The 18,131-nt window shown below is 66.9% G+C and carries 23 protein-coding genes and 3 pseudogenes; 4 read left to right on the top strand and 22 right to left on the bottom strand.

Annotated features, from left to right (window positions below; all coding sequences use genetic code 11):
- The 6 genes and pseudogenes from AQY21_RS03670 to AQY21_RS03645 form a co-directional block, all read right to left on the bottom strand.
- Positions 1-296 (bottom strand): annotated as a pseudogene (locus AQY21_RS03670) (Flp pilus assembly complex ATPase component TadA); the annotation flags it as partial.
- A gap of 194 nt (positions 297-490) precedes the next feature.
- Positions 491-1,189: an RES family NAD+ phosphorylase gene (locus AQY21_RS03665; RefSeq protein WP_058096452.1), complete on the bottom strand. Its 699-nt coding sequence runs from the start codon at positions 1,187-1,189 to the stop codon at positions 491-493.
- Positions 1,183-1,596, bottom strand: coding sequence for an MbcA/ParS/Xre antitoxin family protein (locus AQY21_RS03660; protein ID WP_058096455.1), 414 nt, complete (start codon positions 1,594-1,596; stop codon positions 1,183-1,185). Before AQY21_RS03660 ends, AQY21_RS03665 begins: the two co-directional genes overlap by 7 nt.
- An 84-nt stretch (positions 1,597-1,680) precedes the next feature.
- Positions 1,681-2,142: a CopG family transcriptional regulator gene (locus AQY21_RS03655; RefSeq protein ID WP_058096451.1), complete on the bottom strand. Its 462-nt coding sequence runs from the start codon at positions 2,140-2,142 to the stop codon at positions 1,681-1,683.
- Positions 2,143-2,172: 30 nt separating this feature from the next.
- Positions 2,173-4,173, bottom strand: coding sequence for a conjugal transfer protein TraG (locus tag AQY21_RS03650; protein ID WP_058096450.1), 2,001 nt, complete (start codon positions 4,171-4,173; stop codon positions 2,173-2,175).
- Between the two features lie 17 nt (positions 4,174-4,190).
- Entirely contained in the window at positions 4,191-6,002 is a 1,812-nt protein-coding gene (locus AQY21_RS03645; RefSeq protein ID WP_058096449.1) for a DUF3363 domain-containing protein, read from the bottom strand.
- A gap of 475 nt (positions 6,003-6,477) precedes the next feature.
- On the opposite strand from AQY21_RS03645, the gene AQY21_RS03640 reads away from it, so the two are divergent.
- Complete coding sequence (locus tag AQY21_RS03640) at positions 6,478-6,849, top strand: iron chaperone (protein ID WP_036756101.1); 372 nt, start codon at positions 6,478-6,480, stop codon at positions 6,847-6,849.
- Positions 6,850-6,965: 116 nt separating this feature from the next.
- Here the strand turns inward: AQY21_RS03640 and AQY21_RS03635 are convergent, their stop codons facing one another.
- The 9 genes and pseudogenes from AQY21_RS03635 to AQY21_RS03600 form a co-directional block, all read right to left on the bottom strand.
- Entirely contained in the window at positions 6,966-7,547 is a 582-nt protein-coding gene (locus AQY21_RS03635; protein ID WP_058096448.1) for a hypothetical protein, read from the bottom strand.
- 49 nt (positions 7,548-7,596) lie between these two features.
- Complete coding sequence (locus tag AQY21_RS03630; RefSeq protein ID WP_058096447.1) at positions 7,597-8,415, bottom strand: lytic transglycosylase domain-containing protein; 819 nt, start codon at positions 8,413-8,415, stop codon at positions 7,597-7,599.
- 3 nt (positions 8,416-8,418) lie between these two features.
- Positions 8,419-8,754, bottom strand: a complete 336-nt coding sequence (locus AQY21_RS03625; protein WP_058096446.1) for a DUF736 domain-containing protein — start codon at positions 8,752-8,754, stop codon at positions 8,419-8,421.
- Positions 8,754-9,338: a S26 family signal peptidase gene (locus AQY21_RS03620; protein ID WP_058096454.1), complete on the bottom strand. Its 585-nt coding sequence runs from the start codon at positions 9,336-9,338 to the stop codon at positions 8,754-8,756. The genes AQY21_RS03625 and AQY21_RS03620 overlap by 1 nt, the downstream gene beginning before the upstream one ends.
- Before the next feature lie 248 nt (positions 9,339-9,586).
- Positions 9,587-10,366, bottom strand: a complete 780-nt coding sequence (locus AQY21_RS29605) for a hypothetical protein (RefSeq protein ID WP_058096445.1) — start codon at positions 10,364-10,366, stop codon at positions 9,587-9,589.
- Between the two features lie 82 nt (positions 10,367-10,448).
- Positions 10,449-10,937, bottom strand: a pseudogene (locus AQY21_RS29600) (DNA cytosine methyltransferase); the annotation flags it as partial.
- The gene (locus AQY21_RS03610) at positions 10,937-11,452 is read right to left on the bottom strand and encodes a DUF2840 domain-containing protein (protein ID WP_058096444.1); all 516 of its coding nucleotides are present in this window, start codon (positions 11,450-11,452) and stop codon (positions 10,937-10,939) included. The pseudogene AQY21_RS29600 and the gene AQY21_RS03610, both read right to left, overlap by 1 nt.
- Positions 11,453-11,876: 424 nt before the next feature.
- Positions 11,877-12,701 (bottom strand): annotated as a pseudogene (locus tag AQY21_RS03605) (replication initiator protein A); the annotation flags it as partial.
- A 10-nt stretch (positions 12,702-12,711) separates the two neighbouring features.
- Positions 12,712-12,993, bottom strand: a complete 282-nt coding sequence (locus AQY21_RS03600) for an AlpA family transcriptional regulator (protein WP_058096442.1) — start codon at positions 12,991-12,993, stop codon at positions 12,712-12,714.
- 202 nt (positions 12,994-13,195) lie between these two features.
- Between AQY21_RS03600 and AQY21_RS03595 the strand changes: the two genes are divergently transcribed.
- Together AQY21_RS03595 and AQY21_RS03590 are read left to right on the top strand one after the other, a co-directional pair.
- A complete protein-coding gene (locus AQY21_RS03595; protein ID WP_058096441.1) occupies positions 13,196-13,435 on the top strand; it encodes an AbrB/MazE/SpoVT family DNA-binding domain-containing protein in 240 nt (79 codons plus the stop codon).
- Positions 13,432-13,830 carry a PIN domain-containing protein gene (locus tag AQY21_RS03590; RefSeq protein ID WP_058096440.1) on the top strand — a complete coding sequence of 133 codons (399 nt, stop codon included), beginning with the start codon at positions 13,432-13,434 and terminating at the stop codon, positions 13,828-13,830. Before AQY21_RS03595 ends, AQY21_RS03590 begins: the two co-directional genes overlap by 4 nt.
- Positions 13,831-14,013: 183 nt before the next feature.
- Here the strand turns inward: AQY21_RS03590 and AQY21_RS03585 are convergent, their stop codons facing one another.
- From AQY21_RS03585 to AQY21_RS03575, 4 genes are all read right to left on the bottom strand, one after another.
- Positions 14,014-14,913, bottom strand: coding sequence for a DMT family transporter (locus tag AQY21_RS03585; RefSeq protein ID WP_058096439.1), 900 nt, complete (start codon positions 14,911-14,913; stop codon positions 14,014-14,016).
- A gap of 103 nt (positions 14,914-15,016) precedes the next feature.
- Positions 15,017-15,520 carry a DUF2285 domain-containing protein gene (locus AQY21_RS03580; RefSeq protein WP_238986684.1) on the bottom strand — a complete coding sequence of 168 codons (504 nt, stop codon included), beginning with the start codon at positions 15,518-15,520 and terminating at the stop codon, positions 15,017-15,019.
- Positions 15,486-15,785 carry a transcriptional regulator domain-containing protein gene (locus AQY21_RS27535; RefSeq protein ID WP_082657968.1) on the bottom strand — a complete coding sequence of 100 codons (300 nt, stop codon included), beginning with the start codon at positions 15,783-15,785 and terminating at the stop codon, positions 15,486-15,488. Before AQY21_RS27535 ends, AQY21_RS03580 begins: the two co-directional genes overlap by 35 nt.
- Before the next feature lie 130 nt (positions 15,786-15,915).
- Positions 15,916-16,095, bottom strand: coding sequence for a DUF2285 domain-containing protein (locus AQY21_RS03575; RefSeq protein ID WP_369807746.1), 180 nt, complete (start codon positions 16,093-16,095; stop codon positions 15,916-15,918).
- A gap of 207 nt (positions 16,096-16,302) precedes the next feature.
- Here AQY21_RS03575 and AQY21_RS03570 point away from each other — a divergent pair, with 207 nt between their 5' ends.
- Positions 16,303-16,674 (top strand): helix-turn-helix domain-containing protein, encoded by a 372-nt coding sequence (locus AQY21_RS03570; RefSeq protein ID WP_238986683.1) that lies wholly within the window; start codon positions 16,303-16,305, stop codon positions 16,672-16,674.
- A 110-nt stretch (positions 16,675-16,784) separates the two neighbouring features.
- Here AQY21_RS03570 and AQY21_RS03565 read toward each other — a convergent pair whose 3' ends face one another.
- From AQY21_RS03565 to AQY21_RS03555, 3 genes are all read right to left on the bottom strand, one after another.
- Positions 16,785-17,051, bottom strand: coding sequence for a hypothetical protein (locus AQY21_RS03565; protein ID WP_058096437.1), 267 nt, complete (start codon positions 17,049-17,051; stop codon positions 16,785-16,787).
- 79 nt (positions 17,052-17,130) lie between these two features.
- Positions 17,131-17,343 (bottom strand): hypothetical protein, encoded by a 213-nt coding sequence (locus AQY21_RS03560; protein WP_058096436.1) that lies wholly within the window; start codon positions 17,341-17,343, stop codon positions 17,131-17,133.
- Between the two features lie 101 nt (positions 17,344-17,444).
- Entirely contained in the window at positions 17,445-17,648 is a 204-nt protein-coding gene (locus tag AQY21_RS03555) for a hypothetical protein (RefSeq protein WP_058096435.1), read from the bottom strand.
- Positions 17,649-18,131: the final 483 nt, after the last annotated feature.

The following is an 18,131-nucleotide window of genomic DNA, read 5'->3' as shown; positions in this document are numbered from 1 at the left end:
CGTTCCCCGGTCTCGGGCAGTTCCGCCGAGACGCGGGGGCTCCGGGCATGGACCTCGACGCCGACGTGATGCGCGACCAGCCGGATGATGCGCTCGCCGTCGAATGCGGGCAGGACCTGGCCGGTTTCCGCCAACCCGTCGCGCAGCCGGTCGACCCAGATCCGGCCGTCCGGGTTCAGCATCACCTCGACGATATCGGGATCCCGCAACAGGGCGGAGATGGCAGGCCCGAGCGCGGTGCGGAGCATGCGGGCGCCGCGCTCCACCCTTGCCTCGATGTGGTCCGAACCTGCCATCCCGTCCCCCGTTCCTCCGGAGCGGCGAGAGGAAGGCCCCCGGATGGGGTCGACTAAAAGAGCCTCAAAACGCAGCCGCGCAACAGCTATTCAACTGCCGTCGTCGTCTGGCGTAGAAAGACAGGGAAACGGCGGTTTCGCCTTTTCCGGAAACCGGGCGCCGCGAGGGCAGACCGACCGAATCGCACGGGTGTTCAGCTGACCTCGAGGATCTCTCCGGTATCGTGGCGCTTGACGAAATCGACCCGCTTACCGTTCCAATGATAGCAGAAATGCGAGCCCTGCGCCGGGATGCTCACCACGTCGGGCCAGAAGACGCCGATGCATTGCCCACCCGGCATGCGGACGCTGTTCCAGAGCAGACCGTCGCTGTCGGCCGCGCGAAGCCCCGCCCCTTCCGCCTGCGATGGCGCGTAATCCGTCGGATGCAGGACATCCGGCACGGCATTCACGTCGTGCAGGCTCCGGTCGATGGAGCCGACCAGGGCGCGGAAATCCGAGGTCCAGCCGGGTGCCTCTTCGGTCGCCGCCATGAACTTCGCATGGTGGTGGATGGTCTCGGCCAGCGCGACCTCTTCCCGGTCCCCGGCATAGTAGACGCCGTAGCTGCCGTCGGTGAAGCGGCCCGGGCGCGCGGTCGAGCAATGGACGAAGGGCGCCATGACCAGGCTGGCGCCCGGCCCTCCGACCCGGCGCGCGGCCGGCACCTTACCCAGATCGCCGACCTCGTTGCGGATGCGGGGATTGGTCTTGGCCTCGACGGACACCAGCGCCTCCCAGTCACGCGGATCGGCGATATCCTCGAACAGGTCGACCGGCGGCCAGATCGAACGGATGATGCGCCAGGTCCTGTCCCACGTCACCCGTCGCTTCACGGCAAGGCCGCTCACCATGCACCGCGCTCGGCGTCGAGCCATTCCCGCATCAGCGCCAGATCGGACAATTCGCCGCGCAGCATGATGTCGAGGGCGGAACTGCCACCGAAAGCCGCATTGGGTTTGCGCACCCACGCATACCCCCAAGCAGGATCCTTGAAGAGATAGCGCAGCCCCTTATGGATCCCCATGAGATGGGCCATGCGCATCCTCAGATCCCGGTCGATCCGGCCGATCTCGCCGTCCTTCCAGCGCGCCCAGGTCCGGGCCGCCATGCCGCCCAGAAGGGTTCTCGCCTCGGCATCGGTCAGCCCCCAGGCACGGAACAGATTGACGGTGGTGCGCGCCAGCGCCCCGGCTTCCTCATCGGTGATGACCGGACTGCCGACACGGGCCGGGGTTGCGGCAATGGGATGAAGCTGCATCTGCGCCTCCTGCATTTGGCATCAATATAGCCTTCATATGCCAAACGGCAATACGCAATATGCGTATTGGCGGACTGCCGTCAGTCACGGAGTGGTGCGGTGCCCCTCACCGGCAGGGTCGGCCTTTTCCGGACCCTCCACCGCTCCCGCTACATCCTCCGGGATTTCCCTGAGAAAGCTCTCGCCGGATTGCAGCCTGCGGCCGAGGGTCTCGACGAAGCCCTCGAAGCGCTCGCGGCCCTTGGCCTGGGCGGCGGCATAGCCTTCGGTCGGGACCGGCGGCGTGACGGTCAGCCAGAAGCGGACGAAGAGCGCCAAGGTTTCGGCGCAAAGGCCGACATCGCGTTCCAGCCGCATGATCTGGCGCGACATGCGGTCGAGCCTGCGGGCGAAGGCCGCCTCGCGCCGGTCGGCATCGTCGGGCGAGAGAAACGAGGCGACGGCGGCCTCGACGATGGCCGAGCGCGAGACCTTCCTGCTGTCCGCGAGATCGGAGATCTGCCGCAGCAGAGCGGGCGGGAAATAGACGTTCAGACGCTGGCGCATGGCCGGACTCCTTCCTGCGGATGAATGTCGTCACATCGGAATGTCGTCGCCGGGATCCATCGAGGCCTGGCGGGCGATGCCGCTCATCTTGCGGCGCAGCGCCTGCCGCCGGCGCGCCGCAGCCTCCTGGTCGTCGCCGAGCAGGTTTCTGAACTCGTCCTCGGGTGACGGCTCCTTTCGCTCGTGGACGATCTCGACATGCTCGGGCAGTTCCGGCTCGCGGCGCAGACCGGAATTGGCCTTGTCCTGGCGCAAGGTGTGATCTGGTTCACTTTCCCCTGCCCCATCCGCCTCCGGATTTGGCGGCTGCAGCCCGGTCCAATCGTCCGGCAGCGCGGATCGCACGACCTCGCGCGGATCGGGCGAGGCCAGCACCCGCTCCCTGAAACGCGGATCGACATAGTAGCGCATCTTCCTGGCCCGGATCGGCGGGGTGCCGGCAACCATGACGATCTCGTCCTCGGGCGGCAGCTGCATGACCTCGCCGGGCGTCAGCAGCGGCCGGGCGGTCTCGGAGCGCGAGACCATGATATGGCCGAGCCAGGGCGCGAGGCGGTGGCCGGCATAGTTCTTCATCGCCTTCATCTCGGTGGCGGTGCCGAGCGCGTCGGAGACTCTTTTTGCGGTCCTCTCGTCATTGGTGGCGAAGCTGACCCGGACATGGCAATTGTCGAGGATCGAGTTGTTCGGGCCATAGGCCTTTTCGATCTGGTTCAGCGACTGCGCGATCAGGAAGGACTTGATGCCGTAGCCGGCCATGAAGGCCAGCGCGCTCTCGAAGAAGTCCAGCCGCCCGAGGGCCGGGAACTCGTCGAGCAGCATCAGCACCCGGTGCCGCCGGTCCTTCGCATGCAGATCCTCGGTCAGCCTGCGGCCGATCTGGTTCAGCACGAGCCGGATCAGCGGCTTGGTGCGCGAGATGTCCGAGGGCGGCACCACCAGATAGAGCGTCGAGGATTTTTCCGCCGCGATCAGATCGGCGATGCGCCAGTCGCAGCGGCTGGTGACCTGGGCGACGACCGGATCGCGATAGAGGCCGAGGAAGGACATCGCGGTGGAGAGAACACCGGAGCGTTCGTTCTCGGATTTGTTGAGCAATTCCCGCGCGGCGCTGGCGATGACCGGATGCGGCCCGGCCTCGCCGAGATGCGGGGTCTTCATCATCGCCGCCAGCGTCGCCTCGATCGAACGCCGGGGATCGGAGAGGAAGGCTGCGACCCGCGCCAGGGTCTTGTCCTGCTCGGCATAGAGCACATGCAGGATGACGCCGACCAGCAGGGCGTGGCTGGTCTTTTCCCAATGGTTGCGCTTTTCCAGCGAGCCCTCGGGATCGACGAGGATGTCGGCGATGTTCTGGACGTCGCGCACCTCCCATTCGCCGCGCCGCACCTCCAGCAAGGGATTGTAGGCGGCGGACCCGGCATTGGTCGGATCGAACAGCAGCACCCGGCCGTGCTTTGCCCTGAACCCGGCTGTGAGCTGCCAGTTCTCGCCCTTGATGTCGTGGACGATGGCCGAGCCCGGCCAGGTCAGCAGGGTCGGCACCACCAGCCCGACGCCCTTGCCGGAGCGGGTCGGGGCGAAGCAGAGCACATGTTCCGGGCCATCGTGGCGCAGGTAGTCCTGCTCGTATCGGCCCAGCACCACGCCGTCGGGACCGAGCAGCCCGGCTCGCTCGATCTCGGCGCAGCCAGCCCATCTTGCGGAGCCATAGGTCTCGACATCTTCGGCCTCGCGGGCGCGCATCACCGACATCAGGATGGCGATGCTGATGGCGAGAAACCCGCCCGAGGCCGCGATGATGCCGCCCTCCATGAAGATGCGCGGCGCATAGGCATCATAAAAGTACCACCACCAGAACAGCGCCGCCGGGTAATAAACCGGGATGCCCCGGATCTCGAACCAGGCCGGGCCGAGCTGCGGCTGAAAGCCGAGCCGCCAGGCCGTCCATTGCGTGCCCGACCAGACGAAGATCAGCACGATCAGGAAGACCACGCTGATCTGGCCCCAGAGGATCTTCGTGCCGGTCATGGTAATATCTCCTTTCGTCAGAGACCGAGGTCGCGCCTGCGCCCCAGCGACCAGTCGATGCCGCCGCCCGGTTTCGCCACGCCGGAGACATGCCGGCCGACCCGGTCTTCGAGATCCCGCGACCAGGGCACCAGCTGGAAGCCCAGGCCCCCGCCGGGTCCGGGACCCTCGATGACAGCGAAGCGGCCCGAGGACAGCGACATTCGCCGGCCGCAGGTGCCGGCGACATGATCGCCGGGCCGGGCCTGCACATACTGCCGCCCGGTTTTCCGGGCGAGATCGGCGCCGACGGCATCAAGTTCGCGGCGGCGCAGGGTGGCGAGCAGATGGCGGCGCAGCAGGATGCGCTCCCCCTCGCGCCGGGCCAGGCCTTCCCCGGCCAGATGCTCGGCGCGGGCATCCATGGCCTCGCGCACCTCCCTGCCGAAGCCGCCCATGGCCAGCGGCATCGGTTTGCGCTCGACCAGCCGGTGATCGAGCCAGGTGGCGCCGGGCGCGGCGATCTGGGCTTGCAGATCGAGATCGGAACGATGGGCGAGCCGCAGGGTCGGGTTCGGATCCTCCGGCCCGCCGAAGCGGCGCAATTCGACGATGCCGCCGAGCGGCGGCGCCTGGTCGAAGGCCTCGATCCCGCGCAGGCGGATGTGATGGGCGCGGCCGTCGGTGCCGTCGATCACCGCATAGGCCTCGCCGGTCAGCTCGTCATGCAACCCGAGATCGACCAGCCTCCCGATGACGGGCGCTCCGTTGCGGCCGCTGTCGGTGACAAAGTCCAGAACGCCCCGTTCCTCGCCGCGCCCGGCGAAGGCCCGATGCATCCGGCTGACGATGTCGCCGCGCCGGCCGAGATCGCGCAGGGTGGTTTCCGCCTCCAGCCCCAGCATCCACTCGCCGGGACCGGCCGATGTGGCGAGGCCCATCTTCTCCAGATGCTGCAGCCGCCCGATCATCAGCCGGCGAGGTTCCGGGCTGCGGCTCACCGGTTCACCCTTGATCGGTGCGTCGGGACGCAGGTCGATGAAGCCCAGTTCGTCGGCCTGGCGCCGGATCGCGGCATCGAGCCGGGTCCAGCGTTCCGCCGTCACCTCGCGTTCCAGGGCGGAGCGGATCTCGTGCTCCTGCTTCGGTCCGAGTTCGAGGGCGACCAGATCCTCGGCGCGCGAGCGCAGCCCGTAGCTGATATAGTCGCGCGAGATGACCAGATCCTTGCCGGTCTCGTCGACACCGCGCAGCAGCAGATGCACGTGCGGGTTGTCGGTGTTCCAGTGATCGGCGGCGATCCAGTCGAGCTTCGTGCCGAGATCGGCTTCTATATGCTTCACCAGATCGCGGGTGAAGGCGCGCAGGTCGGTCATGTCGGACGCATCCTCGGGCGAGACGATGAAGCGGAAATGGTGCCGGTCGTCCTGGCAGCGTTCCGCGAAGGCGGGATCGTCGGCATCGTCGGAGGTGGCGTCGAACATCAGCCCGTCGCTGTCGTCGCGGCGGACGCCCTCGCGCTGGAGATAGGCGAGATGGGCCGTCATCGGCGCCGAGCGGAAGGATCGCCCCCTGTGCCGGACCACCCGCGCCTTCACCACCACCCGGCGCTGCGGCGAGAACAGCCGCGAGCGGCTGAAGCTCGTTCGCCCCCGCCCGAAGGTGGAGTGGCCGGTGCGGGGAAGCCCTTTCGATCTGGACGACGAACCCCCGGCCGGTGCCGCCTTTCGAACCGGCCCGGCCTTCCGCGCCGCGCGCAGCACCCGATTGACGAAGCTGCCGCTGCGGGGCACCGGGGTCGAGCGCGGCCTACCCGGGCGGATGCGGAACTCGCGGTCGTCATGGCTCATGACGGACCTCCCTGCCCGGCGATTTCCGCAACAGTGCCGAAATCGGCGTTGAAATCGCGGCAAAACCCCAAAAACGCGGCACCGCCGCCGACCGACCGGCCCCGGAAAAGACCCGCCATGTCAATGGCGTAGGTCTTTGACGGGCCGGGGCTTTTACCTTGCCATAGCCCTGAGGGCGGCGTGGCCCAAAGGACCGCGCCGCCCGTTCCTGCGCTGGGATACGCTACAGTGCGATTTCGGCGATTGGGGCTCATGAGGCCCCTCCCGGGCGGGAGCGCCTCCTGCGGACGCTGCCCGACTGCGGCAGAGCGGGCTGCGGATCGCGCAACCAATCGGGCGCCGATGAGGCGGAGGTCGACCGGCGCGCGCATCTCATCCCTTCGCCCGGTCGGTCGGAGATGATAGCCTTGGCGGCACGGCTGCCGGACACCGCCTGGCGGCGATGGCGGCGAACGATGGCGGGGAAGGACCGGGCATGGTGCAATCGCAGGCAACGAGCGTGGACGACTGGCTCGATGGTCTCGCGGCAGCCGAACGGCCGATCTTCGAGCAGTTGCGGGCGGCCTGCCGTCAGGAACTGGCCAACTGGGAGGAGCGAATGCAATGGGGCATGCCCGGTTATGGCCCGTCCGGCCGGGACAATGCCGTCAGCTTCAATGCACAGAAACGCCACATCGCCTTCTACGCCGGCCCCACGACGGTCGAGCGGTTTCGCGAACGGCTTGCCGGCATCGATTGCGGCAAAGGCTGCGTGCGCTATCGCAATACCGATCGGATCGACTTCGCCGTGCTGCGGGCGATGCTGCGGGATATCCATACTCGCGGCGGAACCATGTGTCGAAGCTGAGCAGGATCGCTCGACTTCACCCCCTCCCCTTGTCATCGACTCGGCGACGGGTCGCCATTCATCGCAGCAGCGGGCGACGGCGCGGCTGCCAACGTGCAGGAAAAGGACGGATGCGGTCATGACGGATTCCTCAGGCGGGATCGTCCCCGACGAGCGCTGTCCGACGGCGGCAGAGCAGGCTGCGGATCGTCCGGCAGGGTGAACTTCCGCTGCCATGTGTGCCACGCGGCGGTGACGGCGCCGGTGCCGGGAAACAGATCGTCGAGCCTGTCCTCGGGCCGCGCGGCGGCCATCTCGAAGGCCCAGTGGCAGACGGCTTCCGGCTTGGCGCCGGTCAGTCCGCGGCGCAGAGCGATGCTTTCCTGCACCCAGTCGCGCAGCACCAGCCGCTTGCTGACCGCATGCTTGCGGGCGGGTTTGACGATCACCGGTTCCCAGGCATAAGCCACCGGGACATTGCGCTTGAAGGCAGCGGAACCCTTCACCCAGGCCATCCAGCGCGCGCCCGTCGGCTTGACCAGCGGCGCGAGAAGGGCGAAAGAGCGAGGCGTCGCGGCGGCGTGCAGGATCGAGCCGTCGTAATCGCGTTCCAGCCGGTCGATCAGCGCCGCATGATCGACCTCGCCGGCGTAATCGGGACGGTCGCGGTAGAGATGTGCGCAGCCGATATAGCGCGGGTCGGCATAAGCGATCTTCATGGCTGCGGGCTCCTGTCTGTGCAGGTGGCGCGATGTTTGGAATGTTTTTTCATTGCACGGATCCCGCATCGGAGCGGCGAACGAACAGCGCATCGGATTGCGGCGCGAAGGCGTCCGAAGCGGTGTCGGACAGTTCGGCCGGCGATTCCGGATCGGCAACCAATGCGCCATCGGACTGCGGTGGTTCTGTATCGGATCGGCGCACGAACAGACCGCCGGGCTGGGGTCGCTCCGAATCCGGGCTGTCGATCAAGGTGCCGACGTAGAGTGGCGCCTCGCGCCAGTCGGGCGGCGGCGCGGCGGCGGAAACGGTGCCGGGAAGCGGGTCGCCGCTCAGCAGCGGCGCCAGCGTGGCGACATAGGCGCGGGTCTCGGCCGGCAGGGCCCGGCCCGAGGCCAGATGCTCGTCGTAGCGTCCAGGCCCGGCATTGTAAGCGGCCAGCATGGCGGCGACATTGCCGTAGCGGTCATGCATCTCGCGCAGATAGGCGGCGCCCGCAAAAATGTTGTCGCGGGGATCGAACGGATCGCTGCCGAGCGCATGGCGGGCGCGCAGCGCCGCCCATGTCTCCGGCATCACCTGCATCAGGCCCATGGCGCCCTTCGGTGAGACGGCGTGCGGATTGCTGCCGCTTTCGACATGGCGCACGGCGCGGATCCAGTGAGGCGGGATACCGAAGCGCAGCGAGGCTTCCGCCACATGGGACGCGAAGGGATCGCCGGCCTGCTGCGCGATCGGCTGCACGGTCTGCGCCAGCAGGCCGGCAGCCGGGAGGACGGCGAAGGCCAGGCCGGAAAGCAGAAGGGCGGCCATGCGGCGGGCGGCGCAAGCCCGCCCATCGGCATGGTGTGGTACGGTGAACGGCATGGCTCAGTCCCGCTCGTCGCGCTTTCTGGGGCGCGACCAGTGCAGACCCCAGTTGCGGCCCTGCTCGTCGGACTGGAACAGCCGGGCGCGGATCGGCTGTGCGAGCGCCGGATCGTCGAAGGCGACCGAGATATATGTTCCGGCCTTCTCGCCGCTATGGGTCCAGCCCGCGCCGATCTCCGGGCCGTCCTCGCCGTCGAGATGGATGCGGTAATCCGGCGCCTTCTCGATATCGGCATTGTAGGTGGGCACGAAGACCAGTTGCAGGTCGAGCGTGACGGTGCGGACGCGGCCCTCGTAGCCCGATTGCGTGCGGGTGAATTCTCCGATCTGTGGCATCATTTGGTTCCTTCGGTTGCGGTTGGAGAGAGGTTCAGGGGGCCGCTTTCCGCCCCGGTCGCAGGCCGGCGGAAGCGACCGTCGCCCGCCGCATCGGTCCAGAGCGGCACGATGCGGGTGGTGACGCTGCCGAGCGGCAGCGGGCCAAAATAGCGGCCGTCGAGACTGTCTTCGGCCTCCCGGTTCATGAGAAAGACCTCGCCCGCGCCGACGACCGTGCAGCCCTGCCAGGTTGGCAGCGGGCGGCCGAGGCGGTCGCGCTCGCGCGCCGCGCCGATCGGCTGGCCATCGACGGTGATCGTGCTACTAATGCGGCAGACCCGCATGCCGGGAAGCGCGGCCACGCGCTTCAGCAACGGCACGCCGGGGCCTACATATCCGCGCGCGGCGACGAACCGCGCCAGCGGTTCGGGCGGCGCGACGGCGACCAGATCGCCGAGGGCGAGATCGGTCGGCGGTTCGACGCGGTAGAGGCCAAGCGGCAAGCTGGCACTGGCGTTCCAGATCAGCCCAGGCGCGATGTCGGTGACGGAAATACCGCCGATCAGCAGCACGGCGGCGGCGATTGCGGCGAGATATGTGATGCGGGTTCTGCGGGTCTTAACGCGCCCCCCGTGATCCGCAGGATCGTCGTTGGGCGCGGTGCCTGCAGCATCGCTGTCGGTCGCGACATCACCCGTGACCGTGCTTGTGGACGCACCGCCGCCAGTGGTGACACGGCTTTCCGCCGCCTCACCCAGGACCGCGTTCAGCGCGGCTTCGGTGCGGAGGATGGCGCGGCCGATGGCCTCGGGGATCTGCGGCACCACCGCGTCGCCGAAGGCCTCGACGATCAGACCGGCCGCAGACGTCCCCTTGCGGCTGCCGAGCGCAATGCGCGTCCGAGCCAGCCAGGCGGAAAGCCCATCATCCAGCCGTAGGTGATGGGCAAACCCGCCGTTCCAGTCAGGCCATGGCTCTGCAGCATCGCCGCAAGCGCCCGCGCGCCCGCCCATTTGTCCGGCGCCCGATCCGTCATCGCGCCATCCATCACCGCGTCCATGGTCGGGGATTTCCGGCGGTCGTAGGCCGGGCTCCAGCCGTCCATGCGGCTGTCGCGCTTGGTCGGCGTCGGCAGGATCTCGGGGGCATGGCGCAGCAGGTTCGGCGTGTCGATCTGCGCCTTGACGCCGTTCGACCGCTTGCCGGTCTCGATCTCCTGCGGGCTCAGCGTCCTGCCGCCGTTCGGCTTCACCGGCGTCGGCATCATGCCGCAGGTCGTCTCCGGCCCGTCGAAATGCAGCGCCTTGCCGATCGTCGGGCTGCGGTCGAAACGGTCCTGATCCGAGGTCATCCGGCCCTTGTGCTTGCGCAAGACGCTGCCGCGTGGCGCCGCATTCGCCGTCGGCGTGCCCATCATCCCCGCATGGCGGCTGTTGTGCCCCTGAAGCTGGCTCAGCAGGTCGCCCCTTCCGCCGCGATCCGCATCCGTCTTGCGCGGCGTGGCGAGGATCATCCGCAGCGGATATGTCGATCCCGCGCCCCCGCCAGCGCCGTCCCTCATCCCGTCCGAGGCCATCGGCGTCGGCAGCGGACGGTTGCGGAACAGGTCGGAGAGACCCGACTCCTTCATCGCCTTCCCTGCGCCCGAGCCACCCTCCATCCGCATGCCACCCTGCTGGGATTGCGACACGGGCAAGCTGACCGGGGTCGCAGCCGATGAGCCAGGACCGCTTGCGGACATGGTTGGCGCCGATATCCGCAGCACCCACCACGCATGGCCAGCAGGCGTAGCCGAGCGCTTCCAACTCATCGAGCAGCCGGTCGGCGCCGCGAGTTCGCAAGTTAGAGCTGTTCTCAAAAGCGAACCAGCGAGGGCGGCAGTCTCCGACCAGCCGCACGGCCTCGAGATAGAGGCCCGAGCGCTCTCCCTCGATCCCCTTGCCCTTCGTGTTGGCGCTGCTGATGTCCTGGCAGGGCGGCGAGCCGACGACGATGTCGGGCAGGCAGCCGAGGTCGGAAACAAGTCGAGCTGCCGTGAGGTCGCGGATATCGGCGTAGAGTCTGACATGCGGGAAGTTCTCCGAATAGAGGATGCGGCGCCATTCCACGATCTCGCAGGCGGCGATGGTGTTGAGCCCCGCCCGATGCAGGCCGAGCGACCAGCCGCCGGCGGCACCGCTGAAGAGATCGAGTACGCGCATCATGCCCCGACCCTCCGGCGCTTCAGCCATGCGGCATGCTGGGCCTTGGTGTAGGTCCGGAACGGCTCTCCCGCGGCGATGCGGTTGTGGACATGCCGCCAGTGCTCCGGCGAGACCGCGTGAGCGTCGATGCCCAGCGCCTCGATGGCGTCGACAACCTGCAGCACCCGCTCGACCTTCGGCCAGCCGCTGACCCGGAGCAGGATCTCGGCACCGGGGCGGACGCAGGGCAGGGTCTGGAACGGCTCGCCCCGCCCGACGGCGCGCAGGATGTCGAGGCGCGAGACCACGGTGCCGTAATCGTTGCCTGCCCAGCGGACGAAGGCGAAGACGCTGCCGGGCGCGAAGCCGACGGTCCGGCGCTGGCGGTCGATCCGGTGCTCGTGGCAGAAGCGCCCGAAACGCAGCCAGTGCTCGACCCGCTTCTCCTGCCAGATCAGGTCCACCAAGGTGAGAGACGGGTTCTCGGCAGGCTCTTCGCCTTTTCCACCGCATGAAGCGATCCTGTCCGTCATGACGGCCACCGCGTCATGCGATCGGCGGAAGAGCGCATCGGGGCGTAGGATGTCGTAGGTTCTCGCAGCGGATCATGGTATGGCTGCGAAAAGCGAAAGCATGCTCCTGGCTGCAACGGGGGAAGCGCGAGCGAGGTCATTCACCGCCCCCTTCCGGCCCGCGCCGATTTCGCGAATGAGGGACCATATCGGCGTCCGGGCGGGGGTTATCCACCGCCCGGCGCGCTTCTACCATGTTAGAGTCTTTTAAGTTAGATAAGTTACGGGACGGATTCCGTTCGTCGGACCAAAGGCTTGACTGCCCCTGGCACGCCCGAAGTCCCGATAGTCGCACGCCTGAAGTCCCGATACCGTCCACATTTCCGACGCCCGAAGTCCCGATACCGTTCACACAGTTATCCACAGGGAACTGTGGATAACTCGCAGGAAGGATCCGCAGCATCTCGACGTGGTCGACGCGCTCGATCCGCAGCCGGTATCCGGGCAGAGACTGGCGGGCGGCGATGCGCCGGATGTCGCAGGCGAAATCTGCGGGCTTGGCCAGACTGCCCGACTTCGCATGCAGATGCGGGATGTCGAAGCACCAGCCCTGCGGCTGACGGCCGGCATGTTTGCGGGCGACGCGGTAGAGCCAGCGCTCGATGCCGCCCTTGAGCCGGAAATAGGCCGGGTCGATGGTCAGGACCAGCGAGCGATCGAGGACGCCGCGATAGAACCATTCGGGCAGCACGAATTCCATGCCCTCGACCCGGCCGGCGGCCGTGGTCATCTCCTCCCATTCGCCGATCCAGGAGAACTGGTGACGCCGCCAATGCTCGCCATGGCGGATCGTGGTGCGGATCATCGTCGATTGCAGCCGCGCCAGCGCGCCTTTGAGCAGGCGATAGTCGCGCGCGCCGGTCTGGCGGCCGATGGCGGTCAGCAGTTGGTAGGGGGTGAAGCGCAAGAAACGCGAGGTTTGCAGCCCGGCATTCTCGGCATCGACGATCTGGCTGGCGGCCCAGATCAGCACGTCGGCATCCCAGATGGTCGCCATGCCGTGTTCGGGAAAGCCTTGGACATGGACCTGGACACCGCCGGATTCGTAGTGGATGGGCGTCAGGCGCTTGGTCTTTGCGAGCGAGAAGAACGGACGTTCCATCAGGTCGCGCTGATCGCGCGGGCGCACCTCACCTCCCGCCCCCGTCACCACGAAGGGGCTGAGGCGGCGGCGCTCGCCGGAAAGACGGGGGCGGCGGGGCGCTCTCATCCCTGCCCCCTCAGCGCCGGTAGCGGCCGGCATGGGCCGGCGGCGTCACGGCATGGCGCTTGGCGGGCAACACCGTGCCGCGCGGATCGGAGGTCGAGGTGACGGCGCCGCGCTCGGCCCAGGCCTGCAGATCGTCGATGGCGTATACCACGCGGCCGCCGAGCTTGTGAAACACCGGGCCGGTGCCGAAGCTGCGGTGCTTTTCCAGCGTCCGGCCGGACAGGCCGAGGAAATACGCGGCTTCCGGGGTGCGCAGGAAGCGCGGCGGCAGGTCGGTAAGGTCGGGCTTCATCGTCGGGCCTCCGTGCGGTTCGCGGGGCCGCTGGCGGGCAGCGGCGTATGGAGGACAGGGTGACGGAGAAGAAACGGCAGCAGGGAGTGCGAAGTTATGGGTGCCTAATTCTCACCCCCCTGGCTGACTCCCGGACCACGAAGCTTGACGTGATGCCATGTCATCCTTACTTTTATCCTTACTAATCGAAAGGACTACGATCATGCCCACGGCGACCATCACCTCGAAAGGCCAGATCACCATCCCGCAGAAGGTGCGCCTCGATATGGGCCTGACGCCCGGCGACCGGGTGGATTTCGTGCGCATGGACGACGGCCATTACGCGGTCGTGCCCGCCTCGCATTCGATCCGCTCGCTGAAAGGCATCGTACCCCGGCCCGACAGGCCGGTCAGCCTTGAGGACATGCAGGCGGCGATCCTGAGCGCAGCGACCGGCGAATGATCGGCATCGATACCAATGTGCTGGTGCGCTATCTGGCGCAGGACGACGCTGTGCAATCGCCTCTTGCGACCGAGATCGTCGAGAGCTTCACCCCGGAAGAACCCGGCTTCATCTCGCAAGTGGTTCTGGTGGAAACCGTCTGGGTGCTGACCCGTTCCTACCGGATGACGCGCGAGGCCATCGCCGATGCCGTGGAGGTGCTGCTGCGGTCGCGCGAACTGATCGTCGAGCGCACCGAGGCCGGCTATCTGGCGCTGGCCACCTATCGGGCGACGAAGGCCGATTTCGCCGATGCGCTGATCGCGCATGGCGGGCGGCTCGAGGGCTGCGTCGAGACCCTGACCTTTGACCGCGGCGCCGCGAGCCATGCCGGCATGCGGCTGCTCGGATCCTGACGGGCAGCGGCAAGCCCAGCCGCCCCAACGAGCAGGGCGTTGCCGTCGGAGGGTTCATTCAGGCAAGGACTGCTTCGGATTGATCCCGCGAAAGCGCCTGCGGAAGACGGCGGGACCACGCCTCCTTCCGACGGCGCAGGATTACCGAGGTTCCATGCCGGCGGTTCCGGACGTCCAGCGACATCACGGCGTGCGCGGGCAAGGCGGGGTCGATAAGCGCCCCCTGCCCGCACGCTGGTGAACCAGCAGCGAGCCCAGCCCCGAAACGGCGATCAGCACCAGCCCCGCCAGTGATACGAGATCGGGCCAATCGCCGAAGACGACAATCCCCAGCGCGGTGGCCGAAATCAGCTGGCTGTAGACCAGGGGCGCGATCAGGCTGGCTTCGGCCTTCCTGCTGGCCATCACCAGCAGATAGTTGCCCAAAGCCGACCCGACGGCGCTGACGAGAAGAAGCGAGAGCAAGGGCACGTCCGGCACAGGAAAATCGGCTTGCAGGCCGAAGGGCGTCAGGACCACGGCTCCGATCAGCAGTTGCGAGATCAGCAGGAAGCGCGGCCGGAAGGCTCCCGCCAGGGTGCGGGTCATGACCAGATAGGCGCCGTAGAACGTTCCCGCCGCCAGAGCGAAAGCCATGCCAGCGGAGCTGCCGAAACCGGGTTTGACCACCAGCATCACGCCGGCGAAACCGAGCGCCAGCAAGAGACTTCTCTGCGCCGATGGCCGCTCGCCCAGAAACAGGATCGCCAGGACATAGGACACGATGGGACCGACGAAGAAGGCTCCGAAGACATTGGCGATCTGTTCCGTCTTCAGGGCCGTCAGGATGCAGCAGATCCCGCAAACGATGAATCCCGCCCTCAGCAGAACGCGCCAGTCCAGCAAGGCCGGCAGTTCCCGCCGGGTCAATCCACTGAACGGAAGCAGCATCAGCGCGGCCAGGAGGAACCGCGACCATGCCACGATAAAGGGATCCACCCCGCCGCCGGTCAACAGTTTGCCCGCCGTATCCCCGATGACCACGCAGGTCACCGCGATGAAGACTGTCGCGATCAGTCGTAGCAAATCCGGCGTATTGGTCATGATCGTTCTCGGGAAGCGGAATTGAGGCGGGCATCTGGTCCGGGGCAGACCTTGCGACGTTGCGCGAAGGATTGGAAGGCCACCGTCCCGACAGTCCCGACAGCTACTTCCGCCGTCGCCGCCGCAACAGCCGACAGTAGCCGCCGCCGATCATCGCGCGGGCGTCCCTGACGAAGCCCATGACGGCATCCCGCAGGGCGGAGGTCTTCCACGGCTCGTCGCCGACACGGTCGGTGCCATAGATCGCGCGGGCGATCTCGCGATAGCTCGCCCCGCTCATGCGCCCGTCGATGGCCTGCAGCATCCGACGCGCCCGCCGGCGCTGCCGCTCGGTCAGGCGCCCGTCCGGCGGCACGCCGCGCCGCATGAGAAAGCAGAGGAGGCGCGTGGCGGCCTCGATCCGGTCGAGACCATCGGCGTCGAGCGGGATGACAACGGCCAGCGGCGCATTCGTATCGACGCCCGCCAGCCGCAGGAGATGCAGGCTCCGGCCATGGCCGATATCGCAACGAAAATATGTGCCATCGGCTACCCTGACATCCTTCACCGCGAGAAGGTCGGACAGGTTGCCCTCAACAGGCAGGACGGATGGCACCGCATCCAGCACGATGCTGCCGGGATCGCAGGACGGCAGCCAGTAGACCGGCGTATCGGCGCAGGACAGTCCGGGCCGGACCGGGAAACGTGAGCCCCCAGCGGTTCCGGAACCGAAGGACGGCGGGCGCGTCCGTCGCCTTCCGCGCGACGGCGCGATAGTCCTGCTGATAGTCCTCGTTGCGCCGCAGCCATTCCCAGGCGAGATCGGGCGCTGCAACTTCGTCAACGAAATCGTAGCTCGGCGAGGATCGCCACTTCGACAGGTCGGGTTTCATGTCCATACCCCAAGGTTGAAGCCATTTCTCGCGCGTTCAACCAAGGGTCGGGCTCATTTGTCTGCGCTAAAACCCCTTTCCGGGCAAGGGAGGGTGCGGCAGAGGCAAATCGGCGGTTTTCGTCTTACGGTCAGCGACCGTCGCGCAGCAGCAGCTTGTAGCCGTCCTTTTTCATCCAGCGCGCACGGGCGAGATGGCTGTCGTAGATCCTGCGCGCCCGTTCCGGCTCGCGATTAGGATCGAGACCGAAAAGGATCTGGACGGCTTCGCGCCAGTCGGCTCCGTCGTCAGCCGAATCATGCAGCCGCATGTAGAGCTTCTGGTGCCGACGGTCGTAATCCGTCAGTTCTGGTCCGGTCGGCACGTCCTCGAGATAGTCTTTTTCCGTCACATCCCCTCTCCCCGTCCAGGCGGCGATTACGATGTTTTCCGCAGGGGCACTATTCCATGCCGGGCCGTGTTCCACAACAAATCGTCATCCGCACCGTCCGATCCCATATCGCATCGATAGCCATGCATGTCCGCCGCCTGCAACTCCGAATACCAGGGCATCCGAAGACAAACGCATCCACAGTCAATTGTAGAGAATACTCCGTGGTGGAATGCTCATCAAGTCACCGATCTGTCGGTGATGAAGATTCGGGAGATATTCGCGCACAATCTGCGGGCCGCGCGGCAAGCCAGAGGCTTGTCGCAGGAAGAGCTCGCCCATCGTGCGGATGTCGATCGAACCTATATCAGCTCACTGGAGCGCCGCGTTTACGGCGCCAGCATCGATGTCGTGGATCGCCTGGCCTCGGTCCTGGAAATGGAAGCGTCCGACCTGCTTAAGCGGCCTGCGGAAGGCAACCGGCTGCCATCTGCGGAGCCGCCAAAGCCTGACAAGTAGCCCGGAGCGACGCCGCTGCGTTTCCAGCGGGCACCTGCCTGCCGCACACGCCGGATGCATGAGCCCGCAAGTCCATTTGTCTCGGCGGGGACGCTGTTTTTGTTGACGGGTCAGGCGTGGCAAAACTCTCCGCTCGCGATCTGGATGGTCCAGCATTCGCCTTCATCGTCGGCCATCATCTGGATCTCGGTGCGGTCGGCGTTCAGGATCGCGTGCAACCCGCCTTCGGTGAAAACCTCCGGCTCATCGGCCTCGGCGTCCCATCCGAGGCCCCATGCTTCCCTCACCGTCACCTTGCGGAATCGACCCTCGGCAAAGGCGGTGGCGAGGGTCGCGGCATTGGCGAGGCGGCGGGCGGTGCGTTCGGCTGCGGTCATGTTCGTTTCTCCTGGTAGGGTGGTTTCCTGCTGCCGCGAATCCCACGATGGCGGGGCCGGGCTGTCGGCGTGCACAGCGTTAGGCACTCTCGATCTCGCTCGGGGTGTCCAGGAGGAGGTCGGCGGCTTCGGTCATCGCCTGCAGAAGGATGATCTGGGCCAGTTCCTCGTCTTGAGTCTGCATCCATCCTCTGCTGATCCGCTCCAGTTCCTCGAGCCGCTGCGGGTCGCGGCGGATCAGGGCGTTGGCGGCTTCGGCCATCAGTTCGGTCACCGTGGTCGGGTGGTTCATGGTTGCTCTCCGATCTGCGCCCCGGTCCGATTCGGGCGCTTCTACTGCCGCGACCCCTTGGGCGTTTCCGCCTGAAGGGCTGTGCGCTTCCGTCGGCGGGGTCAGATCAGGCCCGCCTTCCGAAGCCAGTTCGCGGCGTCGGGGGCATCGGTGGCGCGGACAATGACTGTCAGGGTCATGCTGTCGCGGCTGGCGCGGGCCTTAACCCCGGTATCGGCATCCATGCCCATCTCGATGTCCTCGAGGTTGATGCGGCGGGCCAGCGGGTTGCTGGGGAGGTTGATCTCGAATGTCGCGGTATGCATCGGCGTGTCTCCGGCTTCCGGGGCCGATCCGTCCGGCCCCTTCCACCACCCCGACCCCGCGTTGCGGGGAGCTTCGCGCCGGCGGGTGGCGACCACCTCCGCGCCTTACGAATAGTCTAGCAAAAACAAGGCTCTAGCGCAAGCCAATTGCATTGCTTTATCCATTATTTTCAATCCCTTAGGTGGGTTATCAGCCTCTTCGCGAACCGCCGTCCCTGTCTCAACCCATGATCCTGCATCGGGATTGGTGCTCACGCCGGATTTCGCCCTCCTGTTGCCTCGCTCCCCAGTCCCTTTTCCCAAGCCACTGTTTTCTCTTCTCGGGAGAAAGATTGGATTGGGGTCGGGCGAAGGCAGCCGGCCCCCCGCCGGAGGATCTCTGGCCGGTCGAGCCGGTCGGGAAGCCTTCTCTTGCCGGCGCGGCCTCGGGGCGATCCGCTGCGAACATGGAAAACCCGGCGGCTGGTGCCGCCGGGCCTCTGG

This window comes from Paracoccus sp. MKU1, assembly GCF_001447385.1.
GTDB lineage: Bacteria > Pseudomonadota > Alphaproteobacteria > Rhodobacterales > Rhodobacteraceae > Paracoccus.
This window is presented reverse-complemented; position numbering and strand designations above follow the sequence as displayed.